The following is a 16,334-nucleotide window of genomic DNA, read 5'->3' as shown; positions in this document are numbered from 1 at the left end:
GTGCCCGGCTTCCGCCCGTACGAAGTGCCGGTGTTCCTGCACTACCACGCCCAGCCGTACTACACGAAGCTGCACCGCGCGGTCATCGACACGCTCACGCGCGAATGCGCGCGCCATTACGACGCCTACCAGCTCGGCCATGAGGGGAAGGCGGTCGCGGATGATGCGCTGATCGCGGCGAATCGGCGGATGATCGCGAAGGGTCGCGGCACGCCGTAGCAACACGCCATGGCTCGGCCATCCCAGCCATGTGGCTGCGAGAGGCCGCCTGATTTCAACACCGTGACCTCCAGGCATCCCATGGCGGAGCCAACTGCTCGTGCCAGAACCATGCCGCCGTGATCCCTCGCCGGTGTTCGCAACGCGATGCGGCGCGGGCCGCAGTGACCCTGCCAAGCGCGCCTTGCCGGCGACTTCAGAAGATCGAGGCCTGGAACCCGTCCGCGAACAACCGGTCGAGCTCGTAGGCACCGATGTCGACGTGCGGGCCGACGATGCGCGGGACGCCGAGCGGGTCGGTCGCGGGCAAGCCACCCGGCGGCGTGTCGTCGCCCGCATCGACGAGCGGCGACGCGCGCTTGAGCGGCTTGTCGAAGCAGAGGAAGCCGCATCCGTCGAACTGCGGATCGACGGACATGTTGCCACCACTCGCTCCGCCGAGCGGCACGTTCGAGTACGAACCGATGTCGTTGGAGACGAGGTCGTACGTACCCTCGGGGTACAGATAGAGGTCGTGGCTCGCGTTGTCGTTGCCCCAGATGATGTTGTTGCTGAACCAGAAATGCGAGGCGCCGTGCGCATACGCATAGGCGATCGGGCGCGGATCGGCGGCGTCCGCGATGTTTCCCGTGACGGTGTTGTTGGTGAAGTGCAGCGGTCCGTTGAGGTTGATCGAGACAGCCGGCGTCTGGCCGGCGGAGTTGCCCAAGAACAGGCTGTTGCTGACGTCGACGGCGCCCCAGCCGGTCACGTAGAGGCCGGCCGTGTTCGTCTCCGCGGAGCCGTACAGGAAGCGCACAGAATCGATGAAGAGCTTCGCTCCGCCGGCCTGGTCGTACATGTACACCTGCATGTTGCCGCCGTAGAAGGAATTCGCTTCCGTCATGCCGCGGAACAGGGTCAGGTGATCGATGTAGACGATGTCGGCGCCGCCGAACGCGAGTCGCAGTGGCTGCACCTGCTCCTGTCCGTCGAGGAACGTCGAACCGGTGCGCGCGCTGCAGCCGGCATTGAATCCGCCGCTGAGGATGAGCGCCTTGTGGTCGCTGCCGGCCTGGTTCGTCAGGTAGTCGAGGCCCGAAGCGAGCGGGTAGACGCCGGACTCGAACTTGATGTAATCGGCCTGGCCGTTCGTGCGCGCCGTGCCGAGCGCGGCTTGTGCGGTCGCTTCCGAGTCGACGCAGAACACCGCGGCCCTCGCCGGCGGCGCGATCGTGGCCGCGAGCGATCCGATCATCGTCGCCGCGAACGCCCGCTGCAGCCGTCGCACATCCCTCATCCGCATACGCATGTCCAAGCCTCCGTCGTCCGGTGGCGCACCCTATCCGCGCCGCAACCCTGCGATCCAATGAAATGATGTGATCGCGCGATGCGCTGCAAGAATCGTCATCGACGCGGGTTATCGCGCGATAGCAACCGGTTATCGCCGTCGATCGGATAAACGGACTGGGGCGCCGCGACAGACGTTTTCGCCGAGCCCGCGCCACGCGTGGCGGCGCGCGTCGGCGCCGGACCGGGCGGGGGGAGCGCGCCGGATGCGCACCGCCCGGCCGGCACGCTACCTGCGCCACGCGCGTTCCGGCACAATGCGCGGCTGGCTGCCAGGATCCCGGCTGAGCCCTTGTTTCCGATGGATTTTCGATGAACCTGCAAGCGACCCACGAACAGATTCCGCTGAAGGACTATGCCGAACGCGCGTACCTCGACTACTCGATGTACGTCGTGCTCGACCGCGCCCTGCCCTTCGTCGGCGACGGCCTCAAGCCCGTGCAGCGGCGCATCGTCTACGCGATGAGCGAACTCGGCCTCGACGCGGCGTCGAAGCCGAAGAAGTCGGCGCGCACGGTCGGCGACGTGATCGGCAAGTTCCATCCGCACGGCGACAGCGCGTGTTACGAAGCGATGGTGCTGATGGCGCAGCCGTTCTCGTATCGCTATCCGCTCATCGACGGCCAGGGCAACTTCGGTTCGCAGGAGGACCCGAAGTCGTTCGCGGCGATGCGCTACACGGAATCGAAGCTCACCCCGATCGCCGAGCTGCTGCTCGAGGAAGTCGGCCAGGGGACGGTCGACTGGGTGCCGAACTTCGACGGCACCTTGAAGGAGCCGTCGTGGCTGCCCTCGCGCGTGCCGCACGTGCTGCTCAACGGTTCGACCGGCATCGCGGTCGGCATGGCGACCGACATCCCGCCGCACAACCTGCGCGAGATCGCGAGCGCGTGCATCCGCCTGCTCGACGAGCCGGAAGCGAGCATCGCCGAGCTGTGCGAGCACGTTAAGGGCCCGGACTTCCCGACGGCGGCCGAGATCATCACGCCGGCGAGCGAGCTCGCCGCGATGTACGCGACCGGCAACGGCTCGGTGCGCTGCCGCGCCGTCTGGAAGAAGGAGGACGGCAACGTCGTCGTCACCGCGCTGCCGTACCAGGTATCGCCGTCGAAGATCGTCGAGCAGATCGCGAACCAGATGCGCGCGAAGAAGCTGCCGATGCTCGAGGACATCCGCGACGAGTCGGACCACGAGAACCCGATCCGCATCGTGCTGATCCCGCGCAGCAACCGCATCGATCTCGACGAGATGATGCAGCACCTCAATGCGACGACGGACCTCGAGAAGAGCTACCGCGTCAACCTCAACATGATCGGCCTGGACGGGAAGCCGCAGGTCAAGAACCTCAAGCAGATCCTGCTCGAATGGCTGCGCTTCCGCGCCGAGACGGTGACCAAGCGCCTGCAGCATCGCCTCGCGAGGGTCGAGCGGCGACTGCACCTGCTCGAAGGCCTGCGCATCGCCTATCTCAACCTCGACGAAGTGATCCGCATCATTCGAACCGAGGACGGGCCGCGGCCCGCGCTAATCGCGCGCTTCCGCCTCAGCGAGGAGCAGGCCGACTACATCCTCGAGACGCGCCTGCGCCAGCTCGCGCGGCTCGAGGAAATGAAGATCAACGAGGAGCGCGACCAGCTCGAGGAAGAGCGCGCGCGCATCAACGTGATCCTCAATTCCAAAGCGCGGCTGAAGACGCTGATCAAGGACGAGCTCAAGGACGACGCGAAGAAGTACGGCGATGCGCGCCGTTCGCCGCTGGTCGAGCGCGCGGTCGCGCAGGCGCTCGACGACACCGCGCTCGTCGCGAGCGAACCGGTCACCGTGGTGCTGTCCGCGAAGGGCTGGGCGCGCGCAGCGAAGGGCCACGACGTCGACGCGAGCGAACTCGGCTACCGCGAGGGCGACAGCTTCCTCGCGAGCGCGAAGGGCCGCACGACGCAGCAGGCCGCGTTCATCGATTCGACCGGGCGCAGCTATTCGACGCCGGCGCACACGCTGCCTTCCGCGCGCGGCAACGGCGAGCCGCTGACCGGCCGCTTCGCGCTGCCCGCGGGCGCACGCTTCGATGCGGTCGCGATCGCCGACGCAGCGACGAAGCTCGTGCTCGCGTCCGATTTCGGCTACGGGTTCGTGACGAAGTTCGAGACCTTGCTCGCCAACAAGAAGGCCGGCAAGCAGATCCTCAACCTCGACGACGAAGCGCGCGTTCTCGCGCCTGCGCTGGTCGCCGATTCGGCGCGGGACCGCATCGTCGTCGTCACGAGCGCGGGCCACCTGCTGATGTTCTCGGTCGCCGAACTGCCCGAGCTCGACAAGGGCGGCAAAGGCAACAAGCTCATCGAGATTCCGAAGGCGAAGCTCGGCGCCGGGGAGCGCGTCGCCGGTATTGCGGTCGTCGCCGAGGGCCAGGGCGAGGTCACGCTCTACGCAGGCCAGCGCAAGCTCACGCTGCGTTGGAACGACCTCGTCGAATACGGCGGCAACCGCGCGACGCGCGGTTCGCTGCTGCCACGCGGGCTGCAGCGCGTCGATCGGATCGAAACCACCGCCTGAGGCGAGCATCGTCCGCGTGGCGCGGGCGTGGGCGGGCATAGTGGTTACGCGCGCGCTCGGCAAGCGCCGACCCCGCGGCGGTCCGCGATGCGCGGAGCGTATTGCTTCGAGGACGGCGAACGTGGATGCACGCTTTCGCGGGAATCGACGTCCCCTTGTGGTCTGCTCAGCGGTTCCCTCACAGCGATCGAGGACTTTGCGACCTCGTGGCATGACGCTGCGTAACCGACGCGTCGCGCCGCAGCCGCTTTAACGCCGGCGCCCTGTCGAACTGCCCGGTTCCGTGGCGCAACCGGCCGTCGGCCTGCACCGCTACCGCTCGCTCGCGCGGGGAAGTCGGAATCCTCGGCTCCCGCCTTCCGCCAGGCCAAAAAAAGAGGCCTTCCCGAAGGAAGGCCTCCAAGTATCGCTGGACGGTTGGATTTACTGACCGGTACCGACGATCAGGTTGTCCATCGTCGGCCAGAAGTTGCCGCCCGAGTCGGGTGCGTCGACCGTGAGCGACGTCACCGGGCCCGCAGTCGTAAAGCCACGGAAATCCGTCGGACCCGTCGACGTGAACGTCTCGGTCGTGCCATCGCTCAAGCTCACCGTCGTGTCGGTGCCGGTCGGCTGCACGTTGATGTCGGTCGCCCAGAAGTTGCCGCCGACGGCCGTGACCGGATCACCCGTGAACGTGACGACGATCGAATCCGCCGCGAGGTTCGTCGAGATCAGGCCCGTGTCGTTGTACAGCGTGTCCGAACTCGCCGCGACCGTGTACGCCCAGCCGCCACTCGTGTAGTTCATCGACGCAATCGGACCCGGCACCGCATCATCGAAGCCGTTCTCGTAGTAGCCCGCCGCGACGTGCGTGAGGAACTCCGTGCGATCCGTGTACGTGGCCGGCCCGGCGCTCGCCGGATCGAAGCCGTCGCAGAAGATCTCTTCCGCGTTGTTCGGGCAGAGCACGAACGGCGCAGGTCCGACCGTGAGCGTGACGGGCACGGTGACGAGCGGCGTGACCGGATCGTTCGAGCCGACGCAGACGTTGGCCGTGTACGTACCTTCGGCGAGGCTCGTCGCGTCGCCGGTCACGGTGACATCCGTGTTCGCACCCGCCGCGACCGAACCACCGGCCGGCGCTTCGCTCAGCCACGGAATATCGGCCGGGTTCGCGCAGGTCGCCGGCGGCGTGCCGCCGACGTTGACGATCATCGTCAGGTGGAAGTCCGGGAAGCCGATCGTCGCTGCCGTGGTCGGTTCGTTGACGCCGCAGTCGGCCGCCGACAGGAAGCTCGGATGCGTTTCCGGGGTCGCGTTCGCGCCCGGGAAGAACTGGCCGGTGGCGACGGCATCGATGTGGTACTCGACGACGAGGTCGTTGCCCGCGGTATCGGCGATCGAACCGGAGACCGGGATCGTCACCGACACGAGGCCGCTGTCGATCGTGCCCGTGCCCGTGCCGATCGGCGTCAGCGACGCGGTCGGGATCGTATCGGTCGGCGTGCCGTGCGGGATCGTGTACAGGTTGATCGTGACGGGCACGCCGCTCGGGCCGTTGCTGCCGGACGAGATCGTGACGCTCGTGACGCTCGTGCTCGCGCCGACACCCGGATGCTCGTTGAAGTAGAAGCGACGCCACCAGCTGTTGGCCGTCGTCGACGTTCCACTCACGCCGCAGGACACGCCCTGGTCACCCGGGGTGTTGTCCGCCATCTGCGAGATCTGCAGTGCGCCGAGCGGCTTGACCGGACGATGCATCGCCGGCGCCATGCCTGCCCTCGGATTGCCCGACAGCGACGCGGGGCCGTACTTCGCGCGCATCTCGAGCGCCTGCTTCGAGACGGTCTTGTAGCTGCTGCCCTGCAGGCGGCTCTGTCCGTTGACCGACGTCGTTCCCTCGGTGATCGTGTAGGTCAGAGCGCTGCCACCGGTGTTGGCGATGTTGAGCGGCGTCGAACCCGTGCCGCCCGCGGCCGCCGAGATCGAGAGCGCATTCGGCGTGACCACGGCGACCGGCGGCGACTGCACCGTCAGGGTCGCGGTCGCGTCCGTATCGCTGTTGCCGATGTTCGTCTGCAGCGCGCCAGCCGGGATCGTGTTGACGTAGCTGCCTGCCGTGGCCGAGTTGACCGTGACCGCGACGACGCACGTGCCGTTCGGCGGGATCACCGCACCCGTGCCCAGCGTGACCGAGCCCGACGTGTTGCTCGCGCCCGCACCGCCGGTGCAGGTCGTCGTCGCCGACGCCGCGGTCGCGACGAGGCCGGCCGGCAGCGTGTCGACGAGGTCGGCCGTCAAGGTCGCTGCGCCCGTGGTCGGGTTGGTCAGTGTGATCGTGAGCGTGCTGTCCGTGTTGATCTGCACGGTGCTCGGCGCGAACGCCTTCGCGACCGACGGGATCGTCGCGAACGACAGGTGGATCGAGTCGACCCACCAGCCCGGACCGGAACTCGGCGCAACCGAACTGTCGTCCGCGGTGCGGAAACGCAGCACGGTCGGCTGGCCGGTCGCCGCGGCAGGCAGGGTCGCGACGGTCGTGATGAAGCCGCCGCTGCTGCCGCTCCAGGCCTGGCGCCCGGCGATCGGGCTACTGAAGTTCGACGAGATCGTGTCGGTGTAGCCGCCCGATCCGAACGAACCGCCCGCTGCGAGGATGTCCGTGAACGGACCGCCGTTGATGCTGATCTCGAGCACCGCACCATCGAACGTGTCTTCGAGGTTGAACTGGTGGCGGAACGTCAGCGTCGTCGTACCGGCGGGCACGAACGACGGCGAGTCGAGCGTGAAGTCGTTGACCGCGGGCAGGTCGGTCGCGAACGCGGCGTTCGGCGCCGTGTCGGCGGCGTCGGTCACGGTCGTGAAGTCGGTGCCGGTCGTCGTCGAGGTCACCCAGCCTGCCGGCAATGCCGGTGCGGTGACTTCGTCGAAGTTCTCGTCGGGCGGGAACGTGCCGCCGCCGCCGTCCGGAGCGAAGTTCGCAATGACGGTGCAATCGGCCGTGATCGCGTTGGTCGTGAAGGTGTTGGCCGCGAGGGTGCCACCGCAGGTGCCGCCGACCGTGTCGATGTGGAAACCGGCATCGGGCGTGAGCGTGAACGCGGTGGTGTCGCCGTCATTGACGACCTGCGCGGTATTCGGGCTGATCGAACCGGACGGCGTGCCGACGCTCGGGGTCACCGTGTGCGTGACCACGGGAGCGACGTGGTCGATCGTGATGCTCCAGCTGTTGAGCGAACCGGTGTCGCCGCTGCCGGCATCGCCGACGCAGAGCGTCCAGGTGCCGGATGCCGTCGCACCGTTGAAGCCGGCGAAATTCGCCAGACCGACGACGCTACCGGGATTGGCCTTGTAGGCGCACACGCTGTCGTTGAGGCAGATGGTCTGGGCGCTGGTCAGGGTGCCGCCCATCGTCTCCGCATCGGCGGCGTTGGCGTCGGCGAACGACAACGGATTCGCCGACAGCAAGTTCGAGCTGTCGCCGAAGCCGGCCGTGTCGTTGCCGTCGTCGGCCGTCTCGGCGACGCCTGGCCGACTGAACACGCCGAGGATCGTGCTCGACGGACTGATGAGCTTGACGGTCAGATCGCCCGCCCACGTGTGGGTAATGCCCGTCGTGAGCGCAACATTCGTGATCGTATCGGCTGCCGGGATCGAACTCGCGTCGATCGTCGAGCACGCCATCGTGGCTTGGGTACCGTTGTACGTGTTGTCCGGAATGGCTACCGGCGTGTTGTTATTGAAGGTTTCAGCGTACGCACTGCCTGCGAGCAGCGCTCCCAGTGCGCACGATGTCAAAGTACGCGTCAACAAGCGTTTCATGCGAATTACCCCCGTAAATCGACGAAAAAGCTGAGTTACGTCCACGCAAAAGCGCGCCTGGCGGGAAACCCGCAAGCGCAAGCCAACGTTGATTCGTGAAACCTCGACTGCAGCGCGCAGCCTGTGCAGCGAAATCGGTCGTTCATGCGCAAGACCCCAGTCAAGGCGCAACAAAATCCGATCCGATGCCGGTGGCATGTGGTACCGCCGGCAACCGCCAACGAACCTGTCCCTGGATTGCCCGGATCCGCCGACGTCGCCCTGGCGGAGATGGGCCGACGGACTATATGCCTGTCGCCCGCATGGGAACAACTCCCCTCGTTCATCCGACACGCGAGGCGCGGGCGTCGCCGTGACGACGCACTGCAGCAATCCCCGCATCGAGCGGCGCGCTCGCGCGATGCCTTTGCCGCGCATCGTCCCCGCGACGGGGCGACAGCACCGGATCGAAACGCGCGCACCCGTTCGCGAAGAAAAAAAAGGGCCCCGAAAAGGGGCCCTTTTTCGTCCATCCATGCCGGAAAGGTCAGTCGCCTTCGCCCACGAGCAGGTTGTCCATCGTCGGCCAGAAGGTGCCACCCGTGTCCGGAGCGTCGATCGTGATGCTCGTGATCGGCGCCACCGTCGTGAAGCCACGGTAGTCGGTCGGGCCGGTCGAGGTGAACGTCTCGGTCGTCGCATCGCTGAGCGTGATCGTCACATCGGTGCCGGTCGGCTGCACGTTGATGTCGGTCGCCCAGAAGTTGCCGCCGACCGCCGTGACCGCGCCACTCGTGAACGTCACGACGATCGAGTCGCCCGCGAGATTCGTCGAGACGAGACCCGTGTCGTTGTAGAGCTGGTCCGAGCTGGCCGCGACCGTGTAAGCCCAGGGACCGTTCGTGTAGCTCAGCGAAGCGATCGGGCCCGGCACCGCGTCGTCGAAGCCGTTCTCGTAGTAGCCGGCCGAAACGTGCGTGAGGAACTCGGTGCGATCCGTGTACATCGCCGCGTGGTGGGTACCACCGCCACCCGTGACGTTGAGGTCGGCCGTCGCGTCCGCGGCGCTGTTGCCGAGGTCGGTCTGCAGGCCGCCGGCAGCGATCGTGTTGGTGTACGTGCCTGCGGTCGACGAGGTCACCGACACCGTGACCGTGCAGGTGCCGCCGGCCGGAATCTGCGCACCGGATGCGAGCGTGAGCGTGCTGCCGCCGTCCGTCGCCGAGGCCGTGCCCGTGCACGTGGTCGCCGCGTCGGACGGCGTCGCGACGACGAGTCCGGCCGGGAACGTGTCGACGAGATCCGAGGTCAGCGTCGCAGGACCGGCGTTGCCGCTGTTGTCGAGCGTGAGCGTGAGCACGCTGTTCGTGTCGACCGCGACACTCGTGGGCGCGAACGCCTTGGCCAGCGTCGGCGCCACCGTCGGCACGCCATCGAAACCGTCGGCGAAGATGACGTCGTCGCCACCCGGGGCATTGCCGATCGCGTTGAGCACGATGTGCATGGTCGGGAAGCCGATGGACGCGGTATCCGCCGGCGCGGAGAGGCCGCAGTCGGCGGCAGCGAGATAGCTCGGTCCGCTCTCGGCATCCGTGTTGGAGCCGATGAAGAACAGGTTCGGCGCTGCGGAACCGTCAGGGGTAAAGACCTCGACGACGAGCTGCGAACCCGCCGGTGCACTGCCGGTGACCGGAACCGAATAGATCGTGCCGCTGGCCGCATTCGGCACGTCCGCCGTCGCGGTGCCGATCGCCGTCAACGAGCCCGGGAATCCGTTCGGGAACAGCGGATCGCTCGTGTACAGGTTCACGGTGACCGGCTGCGTGCCGCTCGCGCCCGTCGCCTGCTCGACACCGAACTGCACCTCGCAGACGTCGAGGCCATTCGGTGCGCCGAGCGACGCGAGGTCGAACGCACGGAAGTACGAGTTGTCGGTGTGCGACGTGCCGTTGTTGCACGCAACCGAATTGCTCGGCGTGATCGTCTGCGTGCTCGACTGGGTGATCGTGATGGAACCACACGCCGGCGTACCGTTCGGCCCGCGCTGGTGCAGCAGCGGCCCGCGCGCCGAAGACGCATGCGGCATCGCCACATTGGGCGAGAAATGCGGCGCGCTGGCGGCGACGGCACTGCCGCACGCGGCTGCGATGCACACGCCCAGAACGGCACGCGTGGCGACACGGATGTTGCTTGACCTCTTGTTTGAAACGTTCTTCACTATCCACTCCCTAAGTTGTAGACGAACGCCTCTGCCAGAGGCCGTCCGCAGTCGCTACCAGCATCCGCGCGACCGTGATCAGCGCCATCGCGGACGGATTTCGGATCGACGCTCGCGCAGCGGCGCCGACCTCGCGGCAGGATGCCCACATCACTCCCGCCATTCGCGTCACCCGAGAGGGCAACCGCCCGATAGTAACAGCGTGCGCCTCCGTTTGAACGCCGTTTGCAATCACTTTCATCGCGCGCTCAGGAATATCCGAAGCGTGGGGCCGGATCGTCTACGATGCGCGCTCCGCTGCTACGGACCCCACGATGCCGCCTCGTCGCCGACGCTTCCTCACGCGTGCCGCCCTGCTCCTCGTCCTCTTGATCGTCGCAACGCCTGTCGCAGGCTGGCTCGCGTTGCGCGGAAGCATGCCTCGCTACGAAGGACGCATCGTCGATGCTGCATTGAAGCAACCGGTGCGCGTCGAGCGCGATGCACTCGGCACGGTCACGGTCGAAGCCGCCAGTCGGCGCGACGCGAGCTGGGCGCTCGGCTACGTGCACGCGCAGGAACGCTTCTTCGAAATGGACGTGCTGCGCCGCCGCGCGGCGGGCGAACTCGCGGAGCTGTTCGGCAAGGCCGCGCTGCCGCTCGATCGCACCGCACGCGCGCACCGCATGCGCGCGCGCATGGAGCGCGCGCTCGCACAGCTCGCACCGCAACAGCGCGACGCGCTCGATGCGTACCGTGACGGCGTCAATGCGGGCCTCGCCGGTCTCGCGGTTCGCCCCTTCGCGTACCTGGCGACGTTCAACCAACCGGCACCGTGGCGCAGCGAGGACACGCTGCTCGTGATCGCAGCGATGGCGTTCACGCTCAACGACGCCGAAGGCAAGCGCGAGCTCGCATTCGCACGCATGCATGCGGCGCTGCCCGCGTCCGCCTACGCGTTCCTGACCGCGGGCGGCGGCGGCTGGGACGCGCCGATCGCGGGCGCTGCGTTGAGCTGGCCCGATCCTCCGGCCGCCGACGCGCTCGACCTGCGCACGCTCGATCCGGCCCTCCTGCGCGGCAGCCGCGGCGTCACCGATCCGCGCGTACCCGGCAGCAACGCCTTCGCCGTCGGCGGAGCGCTCGCGGGCGGCGCCGCGCTCGTCGCGAACGACATGCACCTCGACCTGCGCGTGCCGAACCTGTGGTTTCGCACGCGCATCGTCTACCCCGATCCGCGAAGCCCGGGCACCCGGATCGACGTCACCGGCGCGGGGCTCCCCGGTGCGCCCGCGGTCGTCGCCGGCAGCAATCGCCATGTCGCCTGGGGCTTCACCAACAGTTACGTCGACTCGACCGACTGGGTGCGCGTGCAGCGCGATCCGCACGACCCGACCCGCTATCGCGTGCCGGAGGGCTGGGCGACGATCGAGAAACACGCCGAGCGCATCCGCGTGCACGGCGCCGACGACGATACGATCGAGGTCGAGGAGACGCGCTGGGGACCGATCATCGCGCAGGACGCCGATGGCGTCGCGCTCGCGCTGGCGTGGGTTGCGCAACAGCCGGGCGGCATCGACGTCGACCTGGTCCGGCTCGAAACCGCGCGCACGGTCGACGAGGCGGTCGCGTTCGCGCAAGCGAGCGGCATACCGCCGCAGAATCTCATCGTCGGCGACTCGGCGGGCAGCATCGCGTGGACGATCGCGGGACGCGTTCCCAAGCGCGTCGGCGGCTACGATCCTGGCCTGCCGTCGGACTGGTCGCACGCGGGCACGGGTTGGGACGGCTGGCTTGCCGACGAGCTGCATCCGCTGGTCGCGAACCCGCCGTGGCAGCGGCTCTGGAGCGCGAACCAGCGCCCGGTCGAGGATGCGGCGCTCGCCCTGCTCGGCGACGGCGGCTATGACCTCGGCGCGCGCGCGATGCAGATCCGCGACGCGCTGCGCGCACGGGAGCATTTCGCTCCCGCCGACCTGCTCGAGATCCAGCTCGACGATCGCGCGCTGTTCCTCGAGCACTGGAAGGACCTGCTCGAGTTCGAGCTCAACCGGGCTCCGGCGTCGCCGCTGCACGAGGCGATGAAGGCGATCCTCGCCGACTGGCACGGACGTGCGTCGACCGATTCGGTCGCCTACCGGCTCGTGCGCAGCTGGCGCGGCGAGGTCGTCGACAGCGTGATGGACGGTTTCGCGGCCGCGGTGCGCAAGCAGTTCCCCGATTTCAATCTGCCGAAGATGCCGCAATCCGAGCAGGCGGTGTGGAAATTGCTCACGCAGCGTCCGCCCCACCTGTTGCCGCCCGGCGTGGCGGATTGGGACGCGCTCATGATCGCGGCGCTCGATCGCTCGGGTGCGAGCCTCGACGAGCAACCCGGCGGAATCGCGGCGCGGCGCTGGGGCGAACACAACACCGCGCGCATCGCGCATCCGCTGTCGCGCGGCTTGCCTGCGTTCGCCGCGCGCTGGCTCGACATGCCGTACGAGCCGCTGGCCGGCGACAGCAACATGCCGCGCGTGCAGAGCCCCTCGTTCGGCGCGTCCGAGCGCTTCGCGGTCGCGCCAGGCGACGAGGCGCATGGCTACTTCATGATGCCGGGCGGCCAGAGCGGCCATCCGCTGTCGCCGTATTACGGCGCCGGCCACGAGGATTGGGTGCGCGGCACGCCGACGCCGTTCCTGCCCGGCCCCGCGCAGCACGTGCTCGAGTTCGGCCCCGCGCCCTGAGCGACGTGCGGGCGAACGCGACGTTCGCGTTCGCCCGCGATCCGATCACGGCGAGGCGTCGAATCCGTTCGCGAAGATCACGTCGCTGACGACGAGCGATATCGCGACTTCGATCGTCGCGTGCGCGGGATCGTCGCTGCGCACGCAGATCGTCGCCGTGTACGCACCGGCATCGAGGGCGGTGGCGTCGGCGTGCACGGTCACGGTCGCCGGCACGCCCGCCGCGTCGACCGATCCCGATGCGGGCGTCGCGGACAACCACGACACCGCGCCCGCGCTCGCGCACGAGGTCGGCGCCTCGTCGATGGTGTAATGCAGGACGCTGCCGCCATCGCCGGTGTTCGATAGCGCCAGATCCGAGTTCGCGGCCGCGCCTTGCGCGAGGTGGAATTCGAGGCTCGTCGGGGCGACCGCGGCGGTCGGTACCGGCGCCGTCACGTCGAGCGTCACGCCGATCGCGACCGTCGCGTGCGCCGGGTCGTCGGTGTGCACGCACGCCGATGCCGTGTACGTTCCGGGCGCAAGCCCGCCCGCGTCGAACGCGGCCTCGATGCTCGCCGCGGACGCGCCCTGCGCGACCGCACCGGACGCCGGTGCGAGCGACAGCCACGCGACCGCCGCGGGGGTGCCGCACGATGTCGGCGCGGTGTCGAGGGTGAAGTGGAGCACGCTGCCGGCCTGGCCCGTGTTGCCGATCGTGAAGGCGAGCGACCCGCTCGTGCCCTGCACGAGCGTCAACGCGAGCGTGCCCGGTGCGACCGTCGCGGTCGGCTGCGGCGCCGCGACCGACAGCGCGACCGACACTTCGATCACCGCGTTGACGGGGTCGTCGCTGTGGACGCAGAGCTTCGCGGAGTAGCCGCCCGGAACGAGACCCGCCGCATCGGCGTTCACGGCGATCGATTGCGACGGCGCGCCTTGCGCGACCGAACCCGATGCCGGCGACGCGCCGAGCCAGGCGACCGCGCCCGGACTCGCGCACGACGACGGCGCGGTGTCGATCGTGTAATGCAGCACGCTGCCGACGGCGCCGCTGTTGCCGAGCGCGAAGGACGTACTGCCGCTCGCGCCCTGCACGAGGTCGAGCGAGACGCTCGTCGGTGCGACCGAGGCCGACGGTGGCGGCGCGCTCACCGCCAACGCGACCGCAACCTCGATCACGGCGTGGGCAGGGTCGTCGCTGCGCACGCAGACCTTCGCCGCGTAGCTGCCCGGAGCGAGACTGGCCGCGTTCGCGGTCGCGCCGATCGCCTGCGCGGGGGCAGCCTGCGCGATCGAGCCCGAAACGGGCGACGCAGCGAGCCATGCGACCGCCGCCGGGCTCGCGCACGACGACGGCGCGGTATCGACCGTGAAATGCAGGGTGCTGCCGGCGGCGCCCGTGTTGCCGAGCGTGAACGACTGCGTGTCGCTCGCGCCCTGCACGAGATCGAACGCGAGATCCGTCGGCGCCACCGTCGCGGTGGGCGCCGGCGCGGCCGTGCCCGGTGCGAGCGTCGCCAGATCGTAGCTCGCGGGGCTGCCCGATTGCGCGACGCGCAGGCTGCCGTCGAGCGCGACCGGTGGCGCATTCACCGTGAGCGAGAACGCGTACAGCGTGCCCCAGTCGAGCGTGGGTCCTGCCGCGGGTGCGGTCCACGTAGCACGGCCGCCCGACGTGTCGACGGTCCAGTCGTTCGCGGCGACGAGGTCACCGTCGCGGAAGCGCGTGGCGCTCACGACCGCGCCGGTGGCGATCGGCACGCTGAAGCGGTCGAAGCCCTTGTTCGACAGGACGCGCAGGTTCGGCTCGGCGCCCTGCGTCGTCGCGCGCGCGAAATCGAAGTTCATGACCGCATAGTCGTAGCGCCAGGTGCCGTCGCCGTTGTCGGTGACCTTGACCGCGAGGCGCGCGTGGCCTTCGCCGACCGCGAGCTCGCTGTTCTTCGCGTTGGGTGGCGGCGCGGTCGGGCTCACCCAGCGGTCGATCGCGGAATCGAGCTTGTACGTCGACGCACTGATGCCCCAGACGCTGCCGTTCCAGTTCTGCGTCGTGGCGACCGTGCCCATCGAGTTGTAGATGTTGATGTCCTCGCGCGCGAGGTACCACGACTCGAACAGGAACGTGGCGCCGGGATTCGCGCCCAGGCTGATCTGCGATTCGCCGACGGTGAGCCGATGCTCGTAACTGCCGTAGGAAGGATTGTCGTTGGCGCCGTCGCAATTGGCGTCGTAGATCGAACCGCAGCGCCCCCACTGGTTCGTCGCCGGGATGATTTCCGATCGTGGCCCGAGCGCGGTGGTGCTGTCGTTGTTGCTGTCGCTGTAGGTGTCCTCGCAGGCGGCGCCGATCACGTGTCCCTGAGGGCGGCCATCGGCGCAGCCGACGTTGGTGGTGAGGAACGCATGCTTGACGCCGGAACGACCGATCTGCTCGATGCTGCCGTCCGCATTCAAGCGGTACATGTTCCAGATCAGGTACGGATGCTGGTCGTTGCCGTACGGCGCGAACAGGCCACTGAATTTCGAGTACCAGGGAATGTCGGCCGCCCACAGCGCGCTGCTGCTGCCGAGCGCACCCTGGCCCGCGATCGTGGTCTGGATCGAGCCCGCGTTGACGTTGTTCTTGAGCGTCGACGACGGAGCGAAGACGACCGTTCCGCTGCCGGAAGGTCCGCTGCAGCCCGAGCACCGCTTGAACTGCAGCGAGAACGACTTCATGAAAAGGTCGGCCTGGTACGTGCCTCCGCCCGGAGCCGCGCTGCCGGCGAAATTGCAGCCGGCGCCCGTGTTGACGTTGCAACTCGATGGCGCGTCCGGCGACGCGCCTCGCACGAGCACTTCGCTTTCGAGCTCCATGTCCGCGATCGTCCAGTTCGCGACCATCGGCTGCCCGAGGCGTTCGGCGAGTGCGGCCGTCATGCGCAGATCGAGCGTGCGGACGGCAAGGATCCCGTCCGCGCCCGTCTGCTCGTACATGAGCCGATCGGCGTAGAACCACGCCTTGCCGTCCGCGGAAACGAGGTCGAGCAGGTAAGGATCGTCCTTGCGCGGCACGAGGCGGAAATCGGTGAGGTCGATCCGACCGCGGTCGAACTCGAGCACGTAGCCGCCGCGCGCCTGCAGCGAGCCGCCCGCGAAGCCACGGAACACGTGGCCGTCCATGCGGAATTCCAGCGCGCCGCTGCGGCGCACTTCGAATCGCTCGAACGCATGGTCGGGCGCATCGGCGAGACGCGCCGTCGCGGGCGCGATGCGCAGGCCGATCGCGTGCGCGAGATCGCGATTCCAGCGCACGCCGACTTCGCCGCCCCAGACCGACCATGCCGACGCGGGCGCTGCGCGCACGTCGTCGGATGCGACGCCATGGACCGCGGCCGCCACGCCGAAGACGGCGCACAGCGCAAGCAACAGACGCTTCATCGTTCGTCCCCCGTAGCCGCCGCGACGGCAGTCCGGCGCGTGCAGGTGCGCACTCTACGCCGAAATCGGCTCTGGCGAGGGACGTTGGAGCCGGGCATTCGGGAGCCGGGATTGCGGCGCGCGCG

General features: G+C 68.5%; 7 protein-coding genes. 3 read left to right on the top strand and 4 right to left on the bottom strand.

The window, feature by feature from the left end:
- The coding region (locus VI238_RS12170; RefSeq protein WP_331651708.1) for a hypothetical protein at window positions 1-219 on the top strand (219 nt) is incomplete at its 5' end.
- Between the two features lie 196 nt (window positions 220-415).
- On the opposite strand, the gene VI238_RS12165 is transcribed toward VI238_RS12170, so the two are convergent.
- Window positions 416-1,510 (bottom strand): choice-of-anchor Q domain-containing protein, encoded by a 1,095-nt coding sequence (locus tag VI238_RS12165; protein ID WP_331651706.1) that lies wholly within the window; start codon window positions 1,508-1,510, stop codon window positions 416-418.
- 350 nt (window positions 1,511-1,860) lie between these two features.
- On the opposite strand from VI238_RS12165, the gene parC reads away from it, so the two are divergent.
- Entirely contained in the window at window positions 1,861-4,101 is a 2,241-nt protein-coding gene (parC, locus tag VI238_RS12160) for a DNA topoisomerase IV subunit A (protein WP_331651704.1), read from the top strand.
- 423 nt (window positions 4,102-4,524) lie between these two features.
- Here the strand turns inward: parC and VI238_RS12155 are convergent, their stop codons facing one another.
- Both VI238_RS12155 and VI238_RS12150 read right to left on the bottom strand, forming a co-directional pair.
- Window positions 4,525-7,905, bottom strand: coding sequence for a proprotein convertase P-domain-containing protein (locus VI238_RS12155; RefSeq protein WP_331651702.1), 3,381 nt, complete (start codon window positions 7,903-7,905; stop codon window positions 4,525-4,527).
- A gap of 526 nt (window positions 7,906-8,431) precedes the next feature.
- Window positions 8,432-10,102, bottom strand: a complete 1,671-nt coding sequence (locus VI238_RS12150; protein WP_331651700.1) for a hypothetical protein — start codon at window positions 10,100-10,102, stop codon at window positions 8,432-8,434.
- Window positions 10,103-10,416: 314 nt separating this feature from the next.
- Between VI238_RS12150 and VI238_RS12145 the strand changes: the two genes are divergently transcribed.
- Window positions 10,417-12,807, top strand: coding sequence for a penicillin acylase family protein (locus VI238_RS12145; protein WP_331651698.1), 2,391 nt, complete (start codon window positions 10,417-10,419; stop codon window positions 12,805-12,807).
- A 45-nt stretch (window positions 12,808-12,852) separates the two neighbouring features.
- On the opposite strand, the gene VI238_RS12140 is transcribed toward VI238_RS12145, so the two are convergent.
- Entirely contained in the window at window positions 12,853-16,209 is a 3,357-nt protein-coding gene (locus VI238_RS12140) for a BACON domain-containing protein (RefSeq protein ID WP_331651696.1), read from the bottom strand.
- Between the last annotated feature and the right edge of the window lie 125 nt (window positions 16,210-16,334).

This window comes from Dokdonella sp. (assembly GCF_036518555.1).
Classification (GTDB): Bacteria; Pseudomonadota; Gammaproteobacteria; order Xanthomonadales; family Rhodanobacteraceae; genus Dokdonella_A.
The sequence above is the reverse complement of the archived record's forward strand: the minus strand, read 5'-3'. Positions and strand labels throughout refer to the sequence as shown.

Bases quoted from the DNA above. Each gene is read 5' to 3' on its own strand.
- VI238_RS12140 (WP_331651696.1), bottom strand. From the start codon at position 16,209: ATGAAGCGTCTGTTGCTTGCGCTGTGCGCCGTCTTCGGCGTGGCGGCC.
- VI238_RS12155 (WP_331651702.1), bottom strand. From the start codon at position 7,905: ATGAAACGCTTGTTGACGCGTACTTTGACATCGTGCGCACTGGGAGCG.
- parC (WP_331651704.1), top strand. From the start codon at position 1,861: ATGAACCTGCAAGCGACCCACGAACAGATTCCGCTGAAGGACTATGCC.
- VI238_RS12145 (WP_331651698.1), top strand. From the start codon at position 10,417: ATGCCGCCTCGTCGCCGACGCTTCCTCACGCGTGCCGCCCTGCTCCTC.
- VI238_RS12165 (WP_331651706.1), bottom strand. From the start codon at position 1,510: ATGCGTATGCGGATGAGGGATGTGCGACGGCTGCAGCGGGCGTTCGCG.